Origin of the sequence: Christiangramia sediminicola (genome assembly GCF_031344135.1) — a bacterium.
GTDB lineage: Bacteria > Bacteroidota > Bacteroidia > Flavobacteriales > Flavobacteriaceae > Christiangramia > Christiangramia sediminicola.
The window spans coordinates 394130-417669 of the sequence record NZ_JAVJIU010000001.1; the positions used below are offsets into that span (position 1 = coordinate 394130).

The 23540-nt window shown below is 39.0% G+C and carries 18 protein-coding genes; 16 read left to right on the forward strand and 2 right to left on the reverse strand.

Features of this window, described 5'->3' with window-relative positions; all coding sequences use genetic code 11:
* Nucleotides 1-3 precede the first annotated feature (3 nt).
* From RE431_RS01850 to RE431_RS01880, 7 genes are all read left to right on the forward strand, one after another.
* Nucleotides 4-525: a DUF3341 domain-containing protein gene (locus tag RE431_RS01850; protein ID WP_309560255.1), complete on the forward strand. Its 522-nt coding sequence runs from the start codon at nt 4-6 to the stop codon at nt 523-525.
* Nucleotides 526-537: 12 nt separating this feature from the next.
* On the forward strand, nt 538-1257 hold the full coding sequence (locus RE431_RS01855) for a c-type cytochrome (protein WP_309560256.1): 720 nt from the start codon (nt 538-540) through the stop codon (nt 1255-1257).
* 18 nt (nt 1258-1275) lie between these two features.
* Nucleotides 1276-2697, forward strand: coding sequence for a quinol:cytochrome C oxidoreductase (locus tag RE431_RS01860; RefSeq protein ID WP_309560257.1), 1422 nt, complete (start codon nt 1276-1278; stop codon nt 2695-2697).
* Between the two features lie 33 nt (nt 2698-2730).
* Nucleotides 2731-3915 (forward strand): cytochrome c oxidase subunit II, encoded by a 1185-nt coding sequence (locus RE431_RS01865; RefSeq protein ID WP_309560258.1) that lies wholly within the window; start codon nt 2731-2733, stop codon nt 3913-3915.
* Nucleotides 3916-3932: 17 nt separating this feature from the next.
* Nucleotides 3933-5756, forward strand: a complete 1824-nt coding sequence (locus RE431_RS01870; RefSeq protein WP_309560259.1) for a cytochrome c oxidase subunit I — start codon at nt 3933-3935, stop codon at nt 5754-5756.
* 137 nt (nt 5757-5893) lie between these two features.
* Nucleotides 5894-6922: a Holliday junction branch migration DNA helicase RuvB gene (gene ruvB, locus RE431_RS01875; protein ID WP_309560623.1), complete on the forward strand. Its 1029-nt coding sequence runs from the start codon at nt 5894-5896 to the stop codon at nt 6920-6922.
* 3 nt (nt 6923-6925) lie between these two features.
* A complete protein-coding gene (locus RE431_RS01880; RefSeq protein ID WP_309560260.1) occupies nt 6926-8257 on the forward strand; it encodes a cytochrome P450 in 1332 nt (443 codons plus the stop codon).
* A 1-nt stretch (nt 8258) separates the two neighbouring features.
* Here the strand turns inward: RE431_RS01880 and RE431_RS01885 are convergent, their stop codons facing one another.
* Complete coding sequence (locus tag RE431_RS01885; RefSeq protein WP_309560261.1) at nt 8259-8855, reverse strand: TetR/AcrR family transcriptional regulator; 597 nt, start codon at nt 8853-8855, stop codon at nt 8259-8261.
* Between the two features lie 91 nt (nt 8856-8946).
* Here RE431_RS01885 and RE431_RS01890 point away from each other — a divergent pair, with 91 nt between their 5' ends.
* From RE431_RS01890 to queG, 3 genes are read left to right on the forward strand one after another with little or no spacing between them, the layout of a single operon-like run.
* Nucleotides 8947-9369, forward strand: a complete 423-nt coding sequence (locus RE431_RS01890) for a cupin domain-containing protein (protein WP_309560262.1) — start codon at nt 8947-8949, stop codon at nt 9367-9369.
* Between the two features lie 28 nt (nt 9370-9397).
* Entirely contained in the window at nt 9398-9940 is a 543-nt protein-coding gene (locus tag RE431_RS01895; RefSeq protein WP_309560263.1) for a hypothetical protein, read from the forward strand.
* A 41-nt stretch (nt 9941-9981) separates the two neighbouring features.
* The gene (queG, locus tag RE431_RS01900; protein WP_309560264.1) at nt 9982-10911 is read left to right on the forward strand and encodes a tRNA epoxyqueuosine(34) reductase QueG; all 930 of its coding nucleotides are present in this window, start codon (nt 9982-9984) and stop codon (nt 10909-10911) included.
* On the opposite strand, the gene RE431_RS01905 is transcribed toward queG, so the two are convergent.
* Complete coding sequence (locus RE431_RS01905) at nt 10908-11681, reverse strand: energy transducer TonB (protein ID WP_309560265.1); 774 nt, start codon at nt 11679-11681, stop codon at nt 10908-10910. The two genes, queG and RE431_RS01905, sit on opposite strands and share 4 nt — an antisense overlap.
* Before the next feature lie 138 nt (nt 11682-11819).
* Here RE431_RS01905 and RE431_RS01910 point away from each other — a divergent pair, with 138 nt between their 5' ends.
* The 6 genes from RE431_RS01910 (at nt 11820) to RE431_RS01935 (ending at nt 23527) form a co-directional block, all read left to right on the forward strand.
* Nucleotides 11820-14108, forward strand: a complete 2289-nt coding sequence (locus tag RE431_RS01910; RefSeq protein ID WP_309560266.1) for an NADP-dependent malic enzyme — start codon at nt 11820-11822, stop codon at nt 14106-14108.
* 90 nt (nt 14109-14198) lie between these two features.
* Nucleotides 14199-14780 carry a Holliday junction branch migration protein RuvA gene (gene ruvA, locus RE431_RS01915; RefSeq protein WP_309560267.1) on the forward strand — a complete coding sequence of 194 codons (582 nt, stop codon included), beginning with the start codon at nt 14199-14201 and terminating at the stop codon, nt 14778-14780.
* A 5-nt stretch (nt 14781-14785) separates the two neighbouring features.
* Nucleotides 14786-21943, forward strand: a complete 7158-nt coding sequence (sov, locus tag RE431_RS01920) for a T9SS outer membrane translocon Sov/SprA (protein WP_472924700.1) — start codon at nt 14786-14788, stop codon at nt 21941-21943.
* Between the two features lie 61 nt (nt 21944-22004).
* Nucleotides 22005-22385, forward strand: coding sequence for a glycine cleavage system protein GcvH (gcvH, locus tag RE431_RS01925; RefSeq protein ID WP_309560269.1), 381 nt, complete (start codon nt 22005-22007; stop codon nt 22383-22385).
* On the forward strand, nt 22375-22773 hold the full coding sequence (locus RE431_RS01930) for a VanZ family protein (RefSeq protein WP_309560270.1): 399 nt from the start codon (nt 22375-22377) through the stop codon (nt 22771-22773). The genes gcvH and RE431_RS01930 overlap by 11 nt, the downstream gene beginning before the upstream one ends.
* Nucleotides 22774-22804: 31 nt before the next feature.
* Nucleotides 22805-23527 carry an energy transducer TonB gene (locus tag RE431_RS01935; RefSeq protein WP_309560271.1) on the forward strand — a complete coding sequence of 241 codons (723 nt, stop codon included), beginning with the start codon at nt 22805-22807 and terminating at the stop codon, nt 23525-23527.
* Nucleotides 23528-23540: the final 13 nt, after the last annotated feature.

Sequence of the window (23540 nt, forward strand, 5' to 3'; positions counted from 1 at the left end):
AGGATGGCATCTAAAGTTTTACACGCTATTTACAGAGATGACGATCTGCTTTTACAAGCCGTAAAACAGATTCGCGAAGCACGCTATCATATTGGTGAGATCTATTGCCCATTTCCGGTGCACGGACTTGACAAGGCAATGGGACTTGCTCCAACAAGACTTGCTATCACATCATTCATGTATGGTTTAGTTGGACTATCTGTAGCAGTTGCTATGATGAACTTTATCATGATAGAAGACTGGCCACAGGATATCGGTGGAAAGCCAAGTTTCAGTTTTTTCCAGAACATGCCGGCATTCGTGCCAATTATGTTCGAATTAACGGTATTCTTCGCAGCTCACCTTATGGTGATCACTTTCTACATGAGAAGTAAACTATGGCCATTCAAAAAAGCTGAAAACCCAGATGTAAGAACTACAGATGATATGTTCTTGATGGAGGTTGATGCTGCCAATCATAATATAGATGACCTAACCGACTTTTTATATCAAACTGGTGCATCTGAAATTAAATTAATAGAATAATAAATAGTGATAATGAGAAGTTTGTTCCATAAAACTATAGGATTTTGTCTGCTTGGCTTTGCAGTTGTTTCCTGCCATGACAAGGAGGATCCAAACTATCAGTACATGCCAGATATGTATGAGCCGGTAGGTTACGAAGCTTACGGTGAGTACGACGTTTTCGAGAACGGTCAGGAAGCTAAATTACCTGTAGAAGGTACTGTGCCTCGTGGTTGGATGCCTTACGATTATGAAAATACTCCGGAAGGATCTGCAGAAGCAAAAGCAAATCTTAAGAATCCACTTCCTTATACCCAGGATAACCTGGTAGAAGGAAAGTCACTTTACACTATTTATTGTGCAGTATGTCACGGTGATAAAGGAGACGGTAAAGGAATTCTTGCTGAACGTGAAAAGATTCTAGGTATACCATCTTATGACGATGCAGGACGTGCAATTACTGAAGGTAGTGTTTACCACGTAATGTATTTCGGGATCAATAATATGGGATCGTATGCTGCTCAAACGACTATTAAAGAACGTTGGCAGATAGATCACTATGTGATGAGCCTTAAAGATAAGTTGGAAGGAAAGCCTGAAAGAGAATATGAAGAAGAAACTGAGGAACAAACTCAGCTTCTACCTTCCAGAGCAGATGCAGAGGTAACTCCAGATGCAGGTGAGGAAGAGTCTATGCAGGACAATGAAAACGGGCAGGAAACTGCAAACAACCAAACCGAAACTCAAGAATAAAGATTTAGATCTATCGATATGTATACGCTATCCAGTAAATTAAAATTAACGGCAATCATTTGTATGATTGTTGGCGCAATAGGTCTCATTTATGGATTCATCGCCGCACCGGAAACCGTAGAGGATGTCAAAGAAATGATGGCTTCTCATGGTGAACATGGTGAAGAAAATACTCATGAGGTAAATGTTGAACAGCTTCCAGGAGGTGAAAACGCTGAAATGGAATCTGATGCGGCTGCTTCTCATGCACAGGAAGACGAGCACGGAACACACGAAGAGGCATCTGCAGAGCATGGTGCTGAAGCTGCTCATGGTGAAGAGGGGGCTCATGATAACGAGCATTACGAACACATTTTACACCAATTACAGAATAAGCCTTGGGCTGCATTATATGTAGCTGCATTCTTTTTCTTTATGATATCTCTAGGAGCTCTTGCTTTCTATGCAATACAATATGCTGCACAGGCAGGATGGTCTCCGGTACTTTTCAGAGTGATGGAAGCAATTACAGCTTACCTTTTACCTGGAGGGATTATTGTATTTGTATTATTAGTGCTTTCAGGGCTTCATTTAAACCACTTGTTTGTGTGGATGGATCCTGAAGTAGTAGCACACGATGAGATCATCCAGGCGAAGACGGCCTATTTAAATGTGCCTTTCTTCCTTATTAGAGCTGCGATCTACCTTGGAGGTTGGATCTTTTTCAGACATCTATTAAGAAAGAACTCTATCAAGATGGATGATGCAACAGATAACGTATACTTTAAAAAGAACTTTAAACTGGCTGCAGGTTTTCTTGTATTCTTCATAGTGACTGAATCTATGATGTCTTGGGACTGGATCATGAGTTTAGATCCGCACTGGTTTAGTACCTTATTTGGATGGTTTGTATTCGCAAGTTTATTTGTATCTGCGATTACAACTATTGCTATTATAACTATTTACCTGAAATCAAGAAGTTACCTTGAGTTTGTGAACGATAGTCATATTCATGACCTTGCTAAGTTCATGTTCGGTATCAGTATTTTCTGGACGTACCTTTGGTTCTCTCAGTTCATGCTGATCTGGTATTCAAATATTCCTGAAGAAGTTGTATACTTTATCCAGAGAATGGAAGATTACCAGTTACCATTCTTCGGAATGCTTGTAACTAACTTCCTTTTCCCTGTTCTATTATTGATGAACAGCGATTATAAGAGAGTTAACTGGTTCGTGATCATGACCGGAATTGTGATCCTTTGTGGTCATTACCTTAACGTTTATGTTTTAGTAATGCCTGCAACCGTTGGAGAGTCATGGTTTATTGGAATTCCTGAAATAAGTGCCGTATTGTTATTTGGTGGGTTGTTTACCTTCATAGTATTCAATGCGCTAACAAAAGCACCTTTATTGGTTAAAGGAAATCCATTTATCAAGGAGAGTAAGCATTACCATTATTAATTAAGATTGATTGTTTAAAGAAGAACTTATAAAATGACCGTATTTTTAGTAATCATAGTACTAGCACTTCTGGCCGTAACAGGTTGGCAGATCTCAAAGATCTTTCAGTTATCTAAGAGACACGATGCCGATACTTCTCAGGTTGCAAATGATAAGGATAACAAGCTGCACGGGATATTGATGTTAGCTTTCGTAATTTTCCTTTATGTAATTACCATTTTCTGCTTCTGGGAATACGGTAGATTCTATCTTCCGGAATCAGCATCTGAACATGGTGGTGAATACGATACTTTAATGTTTATCTCTATCGCTCTGATCATGTTTGTTCAGATCATTACGCAGGGATTATTGCATTACTTCGCTTATAAATACAAAGGGAAGAAAACTCAGAAGGCTTTATTCTATGCAGACAACGATAAGCTGGAATTTATCTGGACGATCATCCCGGTAATTGTTCTTGCAGGACTTATTATCTACGGATTATTTACCTGGAGTGATATCATGAATATCAACGAAGATGAAGATCCTATGATAGTTGAACTTTATGCATATCAGTTCGACTGGAGAGCAAGATATTCTGGTGAAGACAACACTCTTGGGAAAGCGAATGTTCGTTTTATTGAAGGTGTTAACCAATTAGGTGTAGATGAATCTGATTCTTATGGAGAAGATGATAAGATCGTTACCGAATTACATTTACCAGTGGGTAAGCCAGTTTTATTCAAATTCCGATCTCAGGATGTATTACACTCTGCATACTTCCCATTCTTTAGAGCACAGATGAACGTTGTTCCAGGAATGATCACTCAGTTTGGATTTACTCCAACCATCACTTCTGAAGAAATGAGAGAAAGTGAATACATGGTTGATAAAGTAAAGAGTGTAAATGAAGAAAGAAACGAACGTAATAAAGAGCTATTAGCGAATGGAGAACCTACTTTAGATTCTTATGAATTCGACTATTTCCTTCTTTGTAATAAGATTTGTGGGCAGGCTCACTATAATATGCAAATGAAGATTATAGTTGAATCTGAAGAAGACTTCAATGCATGGCTTGAAGAGCAGCCAACTTTTGGAAGCACAATGGAAGATCAGAATAGTGATTCTGAAGATTCAGAAGCAACTGAAAGTGAAGAAGTGCCTTCAGAGCAGGAAAACGGAACAGAGGAGCCACAGGAGAGTGATGCAGTGGCTGTAGTAGATAACGAACAAAACTAAGATAAAGAATTAAAGATATGTCAGCAATTGCAACAGCACCGGCACACGATCACCACGACGATCACGGACATCATCATAAAGAAACTTTTATAACAAAGTACATTTTTAGTCAGGATCATAAGATGATTGCCAAGCAATATCTTATTACCGGATTAATTATGGGAATTATAGGTATCGGGATGTCGATCCTATTCCGTATCCAACTTGCGTGGCCAGAACAATCTTTCTGGGTATTTGAAGCTTTACTTGGTGACAAATGGGCTCCAGACGGGGTTATGACTCCAAGTATGTATCTTGCCTTGGTTACGATTCACGGTACCATTATGGTATTCTTTGTACTTACAGCAGGATTGAGTGGTACATTCTCTAACTTATTAATTCCGTTGCAGATTGGTGCACGTGATATGGCATCGGGATTCCTGAACATGGTATCTTACTGGTTATTTTTCCTTTCAAGTGTGATCATGTTAAGTTCATTATTCGTAGAATCTGGACCAGCAATGGCGGGATGGACAATCTATCCTCCTTTGAGTGCATTACCTCAGGCTATTAGTGGTTCTGGTACAGGTATGACGCTTTGGTTAGTCTCTATGGCCATATTCATTGCTTCTTCATTACTTGGTTCACTTAACTATATTGTTACTGTGATCAACCTAAGAACTGAAGGAATGTCTATGACCAGATTGCCACTTACTATCTGGGCTTTCTTCGTAACAGCTATTATCGGTGTGGTTTCATTCCCGGTTTTACTTTCAGCTGCTTTACTGTTGATCATGGATAGAAGTTTTGGTACATCATTCTTCCTTAGTGATATCTTTATAAAAGGGGAAGTATTGAGTCACCAGGGTGGTTCTCCGGTATTGTTCGAACACCTTTTCTGGTTCCTTGGACACCCGGAAGTATATATCGTACTTCTACCGGCACTTGGTATAACATCAGAAATTATTTCAACTAACTCACGTAAACCAATTTTTGGTTATCGTGCGATGGTTGCTTCTATATTAGCAATTGCATTCCTTTCAACTATTGTATGGGGTCACCACATGTTTATCTCTGGAATGAATCCATTCCTTGGATCTGTGTTTACCTTTACAACACTATTGATCGCGATTCCTTCTGCGGTAAAAGCATTTAACTATATCACCACCTTATGGAAAGGTAATCTCCAGATGAATCCTGGAATGCTATTCTCTATTGGTCTTGTATCAACTTTTATTACAGGTGGTCTAACAGGTATTATTCTTGGAGATTCAACACTGGATATTAATGTACACGATACATACTTTGTGGTAGCTCACTTCCACTTAGTAATGGGTATCTCGGCACTTTACGGTCTTTTTGCCGGAGTGTATCACTGGTTCCCTAAGATGTTCGGTAGAATGATGAATAAGAACCTTGGTTATATCCACTTCTGGGTAACTGCGGTTGGTGCTTACGGAGTTTTCTTCCCGATGCACTTTATTGGGATAGCAGGTCTTCCAAGACGTTATTATACGAATACTAGCTTCCCTTACTTTGATGATTATGCAGATGTGAACGTTATTATAACGGTTGCGGCGATTATCACTGCATTAGTTCAGTTAGTATTTATCTACAACTTCTTCAGCTCTATTTTCTTCGGAAAGAAAGCTGTTCAGAATCCATGGAGATCAAATACATTAGAATGGACTACTCCTGTAGAGCATATTCACGGAAACTGGCCTGGAAAAATACCTTCAGTTTACCGTTGGGCATATGATTACTCTAAGACTGGTGAAGATGGAGAGTATGTGATCAAAGGTCAGGATTTCGTTTCTCAGATCACTCCTTTACAGGATGGCGAAGAAGAGCTGAATCATTAAACAGAAGTTTTTTAAACACTATATAGAAAAGCCTTTTCCAAATCGGAAGAGGCTTTTTTAATTATCTTTGATTCTCAATTTCTATCCGGTTTTTGACCTATTATTTCTTATATTCATCCGGATAACTTATTTAAATGATGAACGAAAACCTCGATGCGAGTGGAGACAATTTCTCTCCGGAAGAATTTGATATAGAAAGGGCATTAAGACCTTTAAGTTTTGATGATTTTGCTGGTCAGGAGCAGGTGCTGGAAAATCTTCAGGTTTTTGTTCAGGCTGCAAACTTACGTGAAGAGGCATTAGATCATACGCTCTTTCATGGGCCTCCGGGGCTTGGTAAGACCACCCTGGCGCATATCCTGGCTAATGAGTTGAATGTTGGTATTAAGATCACCTCTGGTCCTGTATTGGATAAACCGGGAGATCTTGCCGGACTTCTTACTAACCTTGAAGAAAGAGACATACTTTTTATTGATGAAATTCATAGGTTAAGCCCTATTGTTGAAGAATACCTGTATTCGGCAATGGAAGATTATCGTATCGATATCATGATAGAAACAGGCCCGAACGCCAGAACCGTTCAAATAAATTTGAACCCGTTTACTCTAATTGGTGCAACCACGAGATCAGGTCTATTAACTGCTCCTATGAGAGCAAGATTCGGGATTTCCAGCAGGCTTCAATATTATACTACCGAATTACTTTCAGGAATCGTTGAAAGAAGTTCAGATATTTTGAGAGTCCCTATTACTCAGGATGCGGCCATTGAGATTGCCGGAAGAAGTAGAGGGACACCTAGAATTGCAAACGCTTTATTGCGCAGGGTTCGTGATTTTGCGCAGATCAAAGGAAATGGAAAAATTGATATTGAAATTGCCAAATTTGGATTGAAAGCATTGAATGTGGATGCACACGGTCTGGATGAGATGGATAATAAGATCCTGGCTACGATAATAGACAAATTCAAAGGCGGTCCTGTAGGGATCACTACTTTGGCCACTGCCGTAAGTGAAAGCGCAGAAACCATCGAAGAAGTTTATGAGCCATTCCTAATTCAGCAGGGATTCATTTACAGAACCCCTCGTGGTAGAGAAGTGACTGAGCATGCTTATAAGCATCTTGGCAGGATAAAAGGAAGTACTCAGGGCGGACTATTTAATCAATAATTTATGGCTGATTATGGTAAAATACCCGAAGTATCTCTGCTTCGGTTTTTAAAACATTCAGCGAATATTCTCAAAAATCCGCTGCCTTTTCATCATAATAATTTTACTGAAAAAGGAGATAGTTTCAGGCTTAATATTGGTTTTAGTAAATCCGTAATATTTTCCCGAGATGCCGGTTTCCTGGAATATGTGCTTCAGAAGAACCAGCGAAATTATATCAAATCTGAGATTCAAACCAAAGACCTGGCGAAATATGTTGGGAAAGGATTACTAACTTCAGATGGGGAACACTGGAAAAAACAGCGAAAACTTATTCAACCTGCTTTTCATAAAAAGCATCTGGCAAATCTTTTAGATTCTATAAAAAAAGCTATCAATACAGAGTATGATAAAATTGAGACTGATAAGGAGATAGACATCTTTCCGATCTTTAATCATCTGGCCTTTCAAACGGTGGTGAAATCACTTTTCAGTAGTGCGGCAAATCAAAATGAGATCAATAGGCTGCAATATATAACCGAATCTGCTCAGAAAATGCTCGTTAAAGAACTCAGACAGCCTTATCTGGGTTGGTGGTTCAAAGCAAGTGGTAAAATTGACTCTTACCTGAAATTGACTGCTGAGGCCAGGGAGATTTTAAAAGGAATGGTTCAGGAACGCCGAGATTCTGGAGAACGATATGATGACCTGCTGGATATGCTTCTCGATGCGCGGTATGAAGATGGAAACTCTATGGATGAAGAGCAATTGATAGATGAGATATTGATACTTTTTACTGCCGGGCATGAAACAACATCTAATGCGCTAACTTTTATTACTCAGCTCCTGGCACTTCATCCTGAATGGCAGGAAAAGATTTTGGAAGAAAGTAACGATCTTGAAAAAGCTACTTCAGACTTGATGGAATTGGTTACCCGTTCAAAAATTACCCAGCAGGTGATCGAGGAGGGAATGAGATTATATCCTCCGGCATATTTTATAGACAGGGTGAACGTTGAAAACGATGAATTCAATGGTAAGATCCTAGAGCCTGGTGAGAATTTACTTTTTTCGGTACATGAAATACACAGACATCCTGATTTATGGGAAAAGCCAGATGAATTTTTACCGGAACGTTTTGAGGACGGCGGAAAAAAATATTCGTCTCAATATTTCCCATTTGGTGCGGGACCTCGAAAATGTATAGGAAATAACTTTGCAATGTTTGAGATGATCATTGCAGTTTCAGATCTTGTCTTAAGATTTAAGTTTCAATCTGTTTCAGGAGAAATTGATATCAAACCATTAATTACTCTAAAACCTAAAAATGCAATTCTAAAGTTTGAAAAGCGATAGATTATCTGTTCCCAATAATTTTTTCTAGGAATTGCTCAAGTCCCCAGCTTAGAACCTTTTTAGATTCTTCATTATTTAGATGGCAGACGTCCTTAGTTACAATAAAAGGCTCTATTCCCATTAAAACAGTTGCCAGGTTAGCCAGTTTTTCAATTTCATCTGGGTGCATATTCTTTTCTCTTTGTTGCAAAAGCATTAGAATAGTTTTCTTTCTTCGAGCGCCCCGCATTTTATTATTTTGATCCGCATTCAGGGTCACACTCAAATATTTTCTAAAACCAGGTTCGTGGTCTATCGCTAAATCGTTGTAATACTTCTGAATATGCATAATTGCCTCTTTTAAATTCAGATCTTTTACTTCCTCGATGATTTCTTCTGAACTTTTGGTGCTCAAATCCAGAATAGCTTCTGCAGCTAGAATATCAATATTTGAATAATATCGGTAAATAGTAGCTCTGGATATTTTCGCATGATTTGCCACTTCTTCAAGAGTTATATCCTTCTTCTTTTCAAGTAGAGCCTGAGTGCTATTAAGAATCTTATCCCTGGTTTTGAGCTTTTGATTCTTTCGTCCCGATCCTAAATATTTCTTTTTCATAAGACAAAAGTCTCATAAAATTTTGAGAAATGAAAATTTAAAAATATATTTACGAGACAATTATCTCATAAGTTTAATTAAAATATTCAATATGTGGGTGTTAGGGCATAAAGTTTCAGGTCATCAATTATCAGGGGATTACGATTTAGCAACGGGTGAATCAGCACCTAATGTACCGGGGCCACCGCCTCATTTTCATGAAAATTATCATGAAAGCTTTCTAATTGTTGAGGGAGAAATGGATTTTATCATTAATGGAGAGGTGAAAACCATAAGAGAAGGTGAATCTATTGATATTGCTCAAGGTACGCTACATACTTTTAAGAATTCCGGTGATAAGGTTTGTAAGTGGGTGAATGTGCATAGTCCGAAGGGTTTCGCTGAATTTTTTCAGCAATATGGAATTGATGAAGAAGATCCTGAAGCGATGCAAAAATCTGTAGCTCCTGAAATTATTCAAAATGTGCTGCAAAAAGCTGCTGACTATGATATGAAGATTCAAATGGAAATGTAACTATTTATTAACCAACTAATATTATAAAATGAAAAATGCAGTATTACAATTCATCAAGCCTTCGTTGATCTTAATTCTTATGTTTTCAGTATTGTCCTGTAGTAACGATAAGTTAGAAGAAGAGGTTCTGGAAAGTTATGATTTCAAAATTGAAAAAGCTGAGACTGTAGAAGATCAGTTGGAAATGCTCACCAAGGCCATGAGAAGATTTCACAATTTTGATGTGGCCGTAGATCAGGGCTATGTAGCAGTAAGTCCATTGGTAGAAGGGATGGGAATACATTACGCGAAATTTGAGTATGTAGATATGAATTTCGAAATTTTAAAACCAGAGATCCTGGTATATCATCCGGATGAAAACGGTGTGATGCAATTTGTTGCTGCAGAATATTTAATTCCTGTAAAAAATTGCGGTCTGGAAGAAGATCATACACCGCCAACCGATCGATTTTTGGGGGATCAGGATCACTGGCGTTTAAATTGTACCGCCGGTGGATGGACCTTACATGCCTGGGTAGGTCTGGAAAACCCGGATGGAGTTTTTGCGCCATATAATCCTAAACTGCAATAATCTCCAATATTAATTTTAAATTAGCTGATCAAAGTTCAATTTTGAATACATCAGCTCAAAAATATTCCAGTTTAATCAAAGCCGAAGCCAAGCGCCTCGGCTTTCTTTCTTGCGGTATTTCCAAAGCTGAATTTCTGGAAGAAGAAGCACCGCGATTAGAAAATTGGCTAAATCAAAATATGCATGGCGAAATGCGTTATATGGAAAACTATTTCGATAAACGCCTTGATCCAACAAAACTTGTTCCCGGCTCAAAAAGTGTTATTTCTTTATTGCTCAATTATTATCCTTCAGATTTTCAAAATGATGAATCGTACAAGATCAGTAAATATGCCTATGGCAGAGATTATCATTTTGTAATAAAAGATAAGCTGAAAGAATTACTCCAAAGCCTTCAGCAGGAAATTGGAGATTTTCATGGCAGGGCTTTTGTAGATTCTGCACCAGTTTTAGATAAAGCATGGGCGGCAAAAAGCGGACTCGGCTGGATAGGAAAACATTCGAACCTTCTTTCAAAAAAGACCGGTTCATTTTATTTTATTGCAGAGCTTATAGTTGATCTGGATCTTGAATATGACACTCCCGTAACCGATCACTGCGGTAGTTGTACCGCTTGTATTGATGCCTGTCCTACGAATGCCATCGTAGAACCTTATAAAGTTGACGGAAGCAAATGCATTTCTTACTTCACGATCGAGCTGAAGGATGAGCTGCCAAATTCTTATAAAAATGAGTTTGATGACTGGATGTTTGGCTGTGATGTTTGCCAGGATGTTTGTCCCTGGAACCGATTTTCAAAACCGCATAATGAGCCTTTATTTAATCCGCATCCTGAATTATTATCAAATGATAAGAAAGACTGGGAGGAGATCACTCGGGAAACATTCAATGAGATCTTTAGAAAATCTGCGGTGAAAAGAACTAAATTCGAAGGTTTAAAGAGAAATATTAGCTTTTTGAAAAATGATTAAATATTATTGAATTTGTATTTCAGTAGTACATCTACAGCATTTCCCTTTTCATCTAAACCTGGGCTTTCGATTTTAATAGCTTCTAAAACCGATTTTGTTACTCTCTGCATTTCAGCATTCGGAACCATTGCCATAATATTGGTTATTTCAGAATCTTTATTAATTACAAAGCTGAGATTTAATAATTTTATTTCGCCACTACTGAATTTTTCATCCTTTAATTTATTCAGCACTATATCTTGAATTGTTTCTTTTAAACAGTTTTTGTTTGATTCGCATCCTGAAAGGCTGGGAGCCTTGTATACATCGGTTAACTCTATAAATTCTTTTCCTGCAGTTTCACTATCCAGAAATTCATCATAATTATTAAACTGTCTTTTTTGGAATGTTACAGGTACAGTATATATAATTGAAACATTTTCACCATTCTTTACCGCTGGTTCCTTGATCTTAAGTTTCTTAATTAGACGTTTAGCTTCTTTTTCAAGCGGTTTGGAGGTTGATCTTGTTCTAATATCTGTAATTTTTCCTTCCTCTGTCACAACAAATTGTGCATAAGCTGTACCTCCTTCATTATTCACTAGTTTGGTGATATCTAAATTAGTTCTGATATAATTCATGATAGACTTTTCAAAGCATTCAGTTGAATCATCTTTTAGACATTCAGCTTTAAGTTTGGGAGCGGTGTCTACATTTTGAATGGATAAATTTTGAGCAAAAGTCTGGGTGAATGGTATTGCAAGAAATACCAGTAATAACAATTTTTTCATTAAGTATGTTTAGAACTCGAATTTAGGTAAAATAATAGGATTCTTAAATTTTGCCTCCACCAGAAAGCTTTTGTCTTTATTATTTTATTTAAGACGGTAACCTTGTTAACTTTGCTAGTCAGCTGAAAAAATATAATTATGAGTAACACTTCCAGGAAGAGAAGAGAGGCACTGGTTTACCACGCGAAACCGAAGCCAGGAAAAATTGAAGTTGTACCAACAAAAAAATACGCTACACAAAGGGATCTCTCGTTAGCATACTCTCCAGGGGTTGCAGAGCCTTGTCTTGAGATAGAAAAGGATAAGGAAAACGCCTATAAATATACTACTAAAGGAAATCTAGTTGCCGTGATCTCTAACGGAACCGCAGTTCTGGGACTTGGTGACATAGGACCTGAGGCTTCAAAGCCCGTAATGGAAGGTAAAGGACTACTGTTTAAGATATTTGCAGATATTGATGTTTTCGATATTGAGGTAGATACCAAAGACGTAGATAAATTCATCGAAACTGTAAAGAATATCGCTCCAACTTTTGGAGGAATTAACCTTGAAGATATCAAAGCTCCTGAAGCTTTTGAAATTGAGCAGCGTTTAAAAGCAGAACTGGACATACCGGTGATGCATGACGATCAGCATGGAACCGCAATTATTTCTGCTGCTGCATTATTGAATGCATTAGAACTTGCTAAAAAGAAGATCGAAAAGGTAAAGATCGTTATTAGTGGAGCGGGGGCGGCGGCAGTTTCCTGTACCAAACTTTACAAGGCTTTCGGCGCCAAAGCTGAAAATATTGTAATGCTGGATAGTAAAGGTGTGATTAGAAAAGACCGCTCAAATCTTTCCGAGGAAAAAGCTGAATTCGCTACCGCAAGAAAAATAGATACCTTGGAAGAGGCCATGAAAAACGCTGATGTTTTCGTTGGGCTTTCTATTGCAGATATCGTTTCTCCTGAAATGTTGAAAAGCATGGCTAAGCGTCCTATCGTATTCGCGATGGCTAATCCAAATCCGGAGATAGATTATGAACTGGCGATGAAAACCAGGAAGGATATCATTATGGCGACTGGCCGAAGTGATCATCCTAACCAGGTAAATAATGTGCTTGGTTTTCCATTTATCTTCCGTGGCGCCCTTGATGTAAGAGCTACGAAGATCAACGAGGAAATGAAGAAGGCTGCAGTAAAAGCCCTGGCTGAACTTGCCAAGGAAGCAGTGCCGGAGCAGGTGAATATCGCGTATGGCGAAACGAGGTTGAACTTCGGTGCAGATTATATTATTCCGAAACCATTTGATCCAAGGCTTATAGCAAAAGTTCCGCCGGCTGTAGCGAAAGCTGCTATGGAAAGTGGCGTTGCCAGACAGGATATTCAGGATTGGCAACGTTATGAAGAAGAGCTTCTGGAACGTATGGGTAATGAAAACAAGATCACTCGTTTGTTGCTTAACAGGGCTAAAACGAATCCAAAACGTATTGTTTTTGCTGAAGCAGATCATCTGGATGTTCTAAAAGCCGCTCAAATTGTACGTGATGAAGGGATTGGAGTTCCTATTCTTCTTGGAAGACGTGAGGTTATTAAAGAATTGATGGCAGAGATCGACTTTGAAGAGGAAGAAGTAGCGATCATTGACCCAAAATCTGATGAAGAGGAAGAGCATAGGAAAGCTTACGCTCAGAAATACTGGGAAACCAGACATCGTAATGGTGTTACCAAGTACGACGCAGAAAAGCTGATGCGTGAACGCAATTATTTTGCAGCGATGATGGTAAATGAAGGTGATGCAGATGCATTGCTTTCTGGATATTCCCGTGCTTACCCAACAGTAGTAAAACCTATGCTGGAGTTAATTGGAATGGCCAAGGGAGTTTCAAGAGTTGCAGCGACTAACGTAATGAATACCTCAAGAGGTCCTATTTTTATAAGTGATACCTCTATAAATATAGATCCGCCGGCAAAAGATCTCGCCAAGATCGCGCAAATGACTGCTCGTACAGTTCAGTTGTTCGGTATGGAACCGGTGATCGCCATGATCTCTTATGCAAACTTCGGTTCGTCAAAAGACCCGAGAGCCAGGAAGGTGAAAGATGCGGTTTCTTATTTACATAGATTTCATCCGGAATTAAATGTAGATGGTGAGCTGCAAACAGATTTCGCCCTGAATTGTGAAATGCTTCAGAGTAAATTCCCTTTTTCTAAACTGGCAGGAAAGAAAGTAAATACGCTCATCTACCCAGATCTTGATTCAGCAAATAGTACTTATAAACTGATTAAAGAACTGAATAATGTGGATTCAATTGGTCCTATTATGATGGGAATGAAGAAACCGGTGCATATTTTGCAGCTGGGAGCAAGTGTTGAGGAAATGGTGAATATGGCTGCTGTTGCAGTGGTAGATGCCCAGGAGAAAGAAAAGAGACTAAAAAAATAATACACATAAACCCTCAATTTAAAAGGCAGAAAGTAGATTTCTGCCTTTAGTTTATTTTACTACATTTGAGATTGAACACAAGTTTTTTTCATGATTCATCATTTAAAAGGGCAATTAATTGAAAAAAATCCTACATATGTTGTTATTGAATGCAACGGGATTGGTTACTCTGTAAATATTTCACTTCACACATTTTCATTAATTCCAGACTCGGAGGCAGTGAGCTTATACACTCATCTCCAGGTAAAGGAAGATTCTCATACCTTGTATGGTTTTGTAGAAAAATCTGAAAGAGAGATATTCAGGTTATTGATCTCAGTTTCGGGAGTAGGAACAAGTACAGCCAGGATGATGTTATCATCGCTTCAGCCAAAAGAAGTAATAGACGCAATTGCTTCTGGCGACGTGCCAACAATTCAAAGTGTAAAGGGAATAGGTGCAAAAACTGCTCAAAGGGTGATCCTCGATCTTAAAGATAAGGTTTTAAAAATCCTTGGCGAGGATGAAGTTTTTGTGTCTCAAAGCAATACAAATAAGGAAGAAGCGTTATCTGCTTTAGAGATCTTAGGATATAATAGACGCCAGGCAGGCAAAGTTGTTGAAAAGATCCTGAAAGAAGATCCCGACTCTACCGTAGAATCTATTATAAAACTGGCACTTAAAAAGCTGTAAGTAAATTGAGGAACAATTACCCGAAATTGTCTTTACCGGTACGCCTAACATTCCTGATATTACTAGCATTCTCTGTAGATGCGGTAGCACAGGACACACCTCAGGATACCACTAGCACCGGCTATGTGATCGGTCAGATAAGCCTTCCCGACCCTGAAAGTATAGAATCAAAATACGAATATGACCCTATCCTTAACCGTTATTTCTATAAGGAAAGTTTAGGTAGGATCAATCTTGGCTTGCCACTGGTTTTAACCCCTCAGGAATATGAAGATCTGGTTCTCCAGGAGGAAATGCGTAAGTATTTCAAGCTAAAGAATGACGCGCTTACTGGTAGAAAGGAAGGTTCAGAAGATATTCAAAGAGACCTGCTTCCAGACTTTTACGTAAACAATAATTTTTTTGAAACCATTTTTGGTGGCTCAGAGATCAATATAGTGCCACAGGGTTCTGTTGAGTTGGATCTTGGGTTATTATATACAAAACAGGATAACCCGGCTTTTTCTCCCCGTAACCAGCGTAACCTTTCTTTTGATTTTGATCAGAGAATAAGTCTGAGCATGCTAGGGCAGATAGGTGAAAGGCTTCAGGTAACAGCCAATTACGATACAGAGTCTACTTTTGATTTTCAGAACCAGCTGAAACTTGAATATACTCCGAATGAGGACGATATTGTTCAAAAGATTGAAGTTGGTAACGTGAATATGCCTTTGAATAATGCCTTAATCCAGGGAGCTCAAAGTCTATTTGGTTTTAAAACAGAATTGCAATTCGGGAAAACAAGGATAACCGGTGTATTTTCTGAACAGAAATCGGAGAGAAGAACGGTGAATGTTGAAGGTGGAGCAACCGTAGAGGATTTTGAAAAATTCGCTTTGGATTACGATCAGGACAGGCACTTTTTCCTGGCGCATTACTTCCGTGATACTTATGATGAAGCCTTGGTGAACTATCCGTTTATCAATACCAATATTCAGATTAAAAGAATTCAGGTTTGGGTGACTAACCGAACTAATAATATTCAGAATATCCAGGATACACGTAACATTGTGGCTATTCAGGATCTTGGGGAAACCAATATTCCGGGTAATATCGGTCTGGATACACCTCCTGGTGGTTTCTTCAATCAGCCTACAGGAGCATTTCCAGATAACACGGTGAATGATTTTAATCCATTCGGAATTACAGGTGCGGGAGAATCTGTCTTAACGCCTGCTATTCGTGATATTGCTACCGTAGATCAGGGTTTTGGTCCGGTAACAGTTTCCGAAGGAACAGATTATGCGAAACTTGAAAATGCAAGACAGTTAAAACCGAATGAATATACGGTAAATACTCAGTTAGGATATATTTCCTTAAACCAGCGACTTAGTAATGATGAGGTTTTGGGGGTTGCTTTTCAATATACTATCAACGGGCAGGTCTACCAGGTTGGTGAATTTGCCAATGACGGAGTGAATGCCACGAATGAGGATAATGGCGAACAGCCAGATACAGGAAATAACCCGAGAGCTAGCCAGAATCTTGTGGTGAAGATGCTTAAAAGTACCATTACCAATGTAAATGAACCTATCTGGGATCTGATGATGAAGAACATTTATAGTCTTGGTGCTTACCAGTTAGAACGCCAGGATTTTAGAATGAACATTCTTTATACAGATCCGCAGCCTTTAAATTATATCAAGCCGGTAGAAGGGACTACTCTTCCTGGAGATGTAACTCAAACGCCTTTATTAAGGGTTTTCAGGTTAGACCAGTTAAATAACAATAACGATCCTATTAATGGTGGAGATGGTTTCTTTGATTATGTACCGCAAATCACCATAGATCCTCAGAACGGTAATATCATTTTTACCACGGTAGAGCCTTTTGGTAGTCATTTATTCCGAAAGCTGGATGAAACGCCAAATAGCGGGACAGAGGATTATACGCTTCCTGATACCTGGAATGAGAACCAGCAGAGGTATGTTTTCCGTGCCATGTATAGAACCACCAAAACACAGGCAGAGCAGGAAGAAGCAGATAAGAACAAATTCCAGCTGAAGGGTAGATATAAATCGGCTGAAGTTGAAGGGATTCCGATCGGTTTTAATCTTCCACCAGGATCTGTGACCGTGACTGCCGGAGGTAGAATTCTTCAGGAGGGTGTAGATTATGTAGTGAACTATGAGCTGGGAAGGGTTCAGATTCTTGATGAAGCTTTGCTTGCCTCAGATATTCCAATTCAGGTAAATACAGAGAACAATGCACTTTTCGGTCAGCAAACAAAACGTTTTACCGGATTGAATGTAGAACATCAATTCAATGAAAACTTCCTGATTGGTGGTACTTTCATTAACCTTAAAGAGCGTCCTTTAACTCAAAAGGCTAATTACAGTTATGAACCTATTAATAATACCATTCTTGGGTTCAACATGAATTACAGTACTGAAGTTCCTTTTCTAACCAGGCTGGTAAATAAATTGCCAAATATCGATACTGATGTAAAATCTAATGTATCGGTTCGAGGTGAGTTCGCTTACCTGATCCCGGGATCTCCTGCTTCGAACGACTTTGATGGGAAAGCAACTACTTATATAGATGATTTTGAAGCCGCACAAACTTCTATAGATATCAACAATCCGCTTAGCTGGGAATTGTCGAGTGTTCCAATTGGTTTTGGAGGAGAACTGGCTAACGGAGATCTTTCTGTAGGATATAAAAGAGGGAAATTGTCCTGGTATACCATAGATCCTATTTTCTATAGCAATAGAAGACCTGATGGGATAAGCGATTCAGATATTTCTACTTATGAGGCCAGGAGAGTGGCATTAAGCGAAATATTCCCAAATACAGATGTGGTGCAAGGCCAGCCTCAGGTAGTTTATACCATGGATGTGAATTACGATCCAACCGAGCGTGGACCTTACAATTACAATCCGGCTGCAACAGGATCTAATAGTTTACCAAATCCTGGAGGAAATTTTGGTGGGATCATGCGCTCTATCAACACCACGAATTTTGAGCAATCTAATGTAGAGTATATCCAGTTCTGGGTGATGGACCCATATATTTATTCTGAAAACGCCGGAAATTCCAGAGGGACTATCAATTTTAACCTTGGTAATATTTCTGAAGATGTTTTGAAGGATGGACGAAAACAGTACGAAAATGGATTGCCTGAAGGTCTGGGTGAGGCAAACACGATAAATACTTCATTCGGTATAGTTCCTGCGGACAATTCGCTGGTTTATGCTTTTGATACTGAAGGAGAAGCCAGAACTCAACAAGATGCTGGATTTGATGGACTTCTGGATGCTGAAGAAGGAACAAAATTTTCTGATTTCGCAGGATTGCCCGATCCCTCTGCAGATAATTACGAATATTTCCTAAGTGCTGAAGGTAGCATCCTGCAGCGATATAGAAATTATAACGGGACCGAAGGAAACTCGCCAACTCAGGTAACCGATACGAATAGAGGGAATACCACGCTTCCAACTACAGAAGACATCAATCGTGATAACACGATGAATACGATAAACAGTTATTTTGAATATGAAATTCCATTTTTCCAGGGGATGAATATTGATAATAACCAGTACATCACAGATGTAAAGGAGCTTGATGTAACCCTGAGAAATGGTCAGGAATTACCGGTAAGATGGTTGCAATTCAAAGTTCCAATTTTTGAACCAACCAATGCTGTTGGAGGAATCGCAGATTTTAGGTCTATCAGATTTATTAGAATGTTCCTTTCAGATTTTCAGAATGAAACTATTTTGAGATTTGGAACGATGGATCTTGTGAGAGGTGATTACAGAAGATATAACCAAAGCCTTTTTGAAGATCAAAGCCAGATAGAAAATCCGAATACGCTTTTTGAAGTAAATGCGGTAAATATTGAAGAGAACGAAAACAGGCAGCCAATTCCGTATGTATTGCCTCCTGGAGTGCAAAGAGAAGAATTATACCAGAGTAATTCTAATATCAGGCAGAATGAGCAGTCACTTTCCTTGAGAACCTGTGATTTGCAACCTCAGGATGCCAGAGCGGTTTATAAGAATTTCCAGATAGACATGCGTCAGTATAAGAACCTGGAAATGTTCTTACACGCCGAGTCACTTTTGAACAGGCAGCCTCTTAAAGATGGTCAGTTAGTTGCCTTCGTAAGAATGGGAACAGATTTTACCGATAACTTTTATCAAATTGAAATCCCATTATCACCTACGCTTTTCGGAGCTTCTACGCCTGAAGAGATCTGGCCTGAGATCAACCGGTTGAATTTAGAGCTTGATCTTTTACAACAAATAAAAACAGCAGTTTTGGGTGATCCATCCCTGACTTCTACAGATCTTAATTTTTTTACCGAAGAATTGCAGCCAGTGAATGCTGAAGCGCCTTATGATATGGGAAGTCTGAGGTTAGGTGTAAAAGGTAATCCAAGTTTTGGAAACGTAAGATTGCTGATGGTTGGTGTGAAGAACGGAACCAGCGTAGAAGGTGTAACCGATCTTTGTGGTGAGGTTTGGTTCAATGAGCTTAGACTTTCAGACTTGAAAAATGAAGGTGGATGGGCCGGAGTTGTAAGTATGGATAGTAACCTGGCAGATTTTGCCAATGTTTCTGCTACCGGAAGAAGAAGTACGGTTGGTTTTGGAAGTATAGAGCAGGGCCCAAATCAGCGAAGCAGGGAAGATCTAAAGCAATATGATTTTGTTACCAATGTGAATATGGGACAGTTACTTCCGAAGAAATGGGGAATTAAATTTCCGGTGAACTATAGCAGGGGAGAAGAGTTAATTACACCAAAATACGACCAGGAATTTCTGGATGTGGAACTCGATACAAGACTTGCGAATATCCAGGATCCTGTGGAAAGAGACCGAGTTGAAAAGCAATCTCAATCTTACACAAAGAGGGAAAGTGTAAATGTGATCGGCCTTAGAAAGGAACGGGTTGGAGAAAAAACTCCAATGCCTTATGATGTGGAAAACTTTGCTTTTTCGACATCTTATAACCAGGTAGACCATCGGGATTTTGAGGTAGAAGAAAGCGTAGATAAAAGTGTTCGGGTTGGCGGTACTTACGAATTCAATTTCCCGGAAAAAACGATCGAGCCTCTTAAAAATGTGGCAGTTTTAGATAGTAGTGATTATTTCACAATTTTCAGAGATTTCAATATAAACTACCTTCCGTCAAGTATCAATGCCAGTTCCAATATTTTCAGGCAGTATAATGAGCAGAAATTCAGATCTCTGGAACTGGGAGCAGATGATATTAGAATTCCAACTCTATATCAAAGAAACTATCTATTCGACTGGCAATATGGGGTCAATTATAATCTTACGAGGTCTTTAACCTTCTCTTTTAATGCCAGTAATAACAGGATCATTAGAAATTACATCGATGAAGAAGGTTTTGCAGATAATAGTATTGGTTTGTGGGACGATTTCTTCAATATTGGTGAGCCGAATCTTCATTTCCAGACTTTGCAGGTAAATTATCAGTTGCCATTTGATAAGATCCCTGTACTAAGATTTGTGAAAGCTACCTATTCCTATACTGGAGATTTCCAATGGCAAAGGGGTTCCAGAGTTTTTCAACAACTGGAAGGAGTGCCTGATATTGGAAATAGCGTTCAAAACTCGAATACACACCAGATCAATGCGAGTTTGAATATGCAGGATCTTTACAACTATTTCGGACTGGTTGAGAAAAAAGATAATAGCGCTGGAAAATCTATCCAGGAAAGAAGTCGGGGAGTGCCAACTCTTGGCCCTCCAGGAGAGGAAGAAGAGGAGGAAGCTGCACCGCAACCAAGAAACCGATCAAATAAGACGTACAACACTATGATTAGTGTTGTTACAGGGATTAAAACTTTCCAGGTTAATTATAGAAACAGCCGTGGTATTTTTCTTCCGGGTTATACAGAAAGTATCGGTTTTATGGGGACCTTCAGGCCAACTGCGGGATTCACTTTCGGATTGCAGGATGATATTAGATATATGGCTGCGGAGAGAGGATGGTTAACGCTATTCCAGAATTTCAACCAGCAATATACCGCGCTTAAAAACGAACAATTAGATTACCAGGCCGGTTTAGGCTTTTTACCAGACCTTACCATTGAATTAACAGGTAGAAAAAACTATTCAGAGAATTACTCTGAAAATTATAAAGTAGATCCAATTACGCTAGAATATCAATCATTAACTCCATATACCTTCGGAAACCTGAATATTTCAACAATACTTATTAAAACCGCTTTTAATAATTCAACCGAAACCAGCTCTCAAACCTTTGAGACATTCAGACAGAATCGTATCGAGATCGCTCAAAGACTGGCTCGCGAAAGAGGGCTTGATCCGAATGATTTAGACGAAGATGGTTTCCCTCGTGGTATAGGAAAAACAAATCAGGCAGTGCTATTACCGGCATTTGTTGCGGCATATTCCGGTCAGGATGCGGGAAGCGTGAAGCTTGGTGCTTTACGAAGTTTTCCGCTGCCAAACTGGAATTTGAAGTATACTGGATTGATGAGGTTGGAATGGTTTAGAGATAAATTCAGAAGATTTTCCATCAACCATGGATATAGATCAGATTACACATTAAATCAATTTCAGACGAACCTGGATTACGATCCGGCAAATCCGCAGGAATTAAATCAGGCAGGAGATTTCAAAAATCCGGTCTTATTCTCAAATCTTGTCTTGACTGAATTATTTACTCCTCTGGCCAGAGTGGATTTTGAGACTAAAGGGAATATCCAGATCCTAGCCGAAATGGAAAAAGACAGGTCACTAGCTTTTAGTTTTGATAATAATTTATTGACCGAATACAGTGGAAATGAATATACCCTTGGATTAGGTTACAGGATCAAGGATCTTAAAATTGCAACAGCCCTGGGTGGAACAAGAAGAGTTCTAAGCAGTGATCTTAACTTCCGTGCCGATGTTTCTTACAGAAAGAACAGAACCATTGTGAGGTATCTAGATCTGGCTAATAACCAAACCATATCTGGACAGGATATCTGGTCTATCAATTTCAAGGCAGATTATGCCTTTACCAGAAATCTTACCGCCAGGTTCTATTACGATCATACGTTCTCAGAATATGCAGTTTCCACAGCCTTTCCGCAAACTACCATCAGGTCTGGATTTACGCTTATATATAATTTCGGAAATTAACGAAGGCATATTTGAACAATTCGGCTAAAAAACTACCTTTGCGATCTTATAAAACTATACTATGAATATTCCACAAGAATTAAAGTACACTAAAGACCACGAGTGGGTTAAGATTGATGGCGACACCGCAACTATTGGAGTTACAGATTTTGCCCAGGGAGAGCTTGGGGATATCGTGTATGTTGAGGTTGAAACGCTGGACGAAACTCTTGAAAAAGAAGAGGTATTCGGTACGGTAGAAGCAGTTAAAACTGTTTCTGATCTTTATATGCCAGTATCTGGTGAGATTATTGAATTTAACGATAGTCTTGAAGATGAGCCTGAAAAGGTAAACGAAGATCCTTATGGAGAAGGTTGGATGATCAAGATCAAACTTTCTGATACTTCTGAATTAGATGACCTACTTTCTGCTGATGAATACAAGGAAGTAATTGGTAGCTAAGATATTTTTTATTGCCGCGCTGCTTTATACCAGTGCCATCACTTATTTTTCTTTAATAGTGATGGACTTTAAGGTAAGTGTAGCCGGTTTTGATCCTACAGACAAAATGCTCCATGCCGGAGCATATTTGTTTTTAGCTTTCTTGTGGAAGCTATTTTTTCTATTTAAAAATTCAGATTTTAAAAGGTATACCTCCAATTTATGGTGGGTAGCACTCGCATGTTTCATATTTGGTATGTTAATTGAGGTTTTGCAAGGAACCCTAACCAGTTACAGGACACCCGATTGGTGGGATGTTCTGGCAAATTCAACTGGTGTACTGCTTGCTGTTTTCTTTTTTATGGTCATGGCGCCGACGATAAAGAAGTTAAAACATAAAGTAGCCTAGCTAAATTATAACCTTTATTAACTAAACTTTTATGAAACCTAAGAAAAACCCGAAAGCCGACCTTCGTCGGAGATGGGTCCTGTTTCTGCAAATCGGACTTATCCTAATATTGTTTACAACCCTTCAAGCTTTCCAATGGAAAACTTATGATGAGAAATCATTTAACGATCCAAAGATTGGGATGGATGTTCTAGAGGAAGAAACTCCTCCTGTAGTTATAACGCCTGAAATTACTCCTCCGCCGCCTCCAAAAACGATTGTAGACGTAATTGAGGAAATCCCTGATGATTCAGATATTGAAGAAGATCCGGTAAAACCTACCGAAATTGACCTTGACGATATTCTTGAACCTTCAGATATCGAAGAGCCGGAGACACCAGATGACGAACCTATAAACGTTCCTTTTGATTTTATTGAAGATGTTCCCATTTTTCCCGGTTGTGAGAGCCTGACTGATAATAATGAACGTAAGAGCTGTATGAGTTCTAAAATCAGTAAATTTGTGAATAAGGAGTTCAATACAGCATTGGGTGGTGAGTTAGGTCTCACTGGTGCAAATCTTGTGCTTGTTATGTTTGTGGTGAATAAAGAAGGCGAAGTAGAACAAATTCAAACCAGAGCTCCGCATCCTGAACTAGAAAAGGAAGCTCGAAGAGTTATTGGGGAATTGCCTAAAATGAAGCCTGGAAAACAGAGAGGAAAGCCTGTTCCGGTTTCTTATACAATACCAATTCGATTTAAAGTTCAGGAATGATAATGAACGGTTT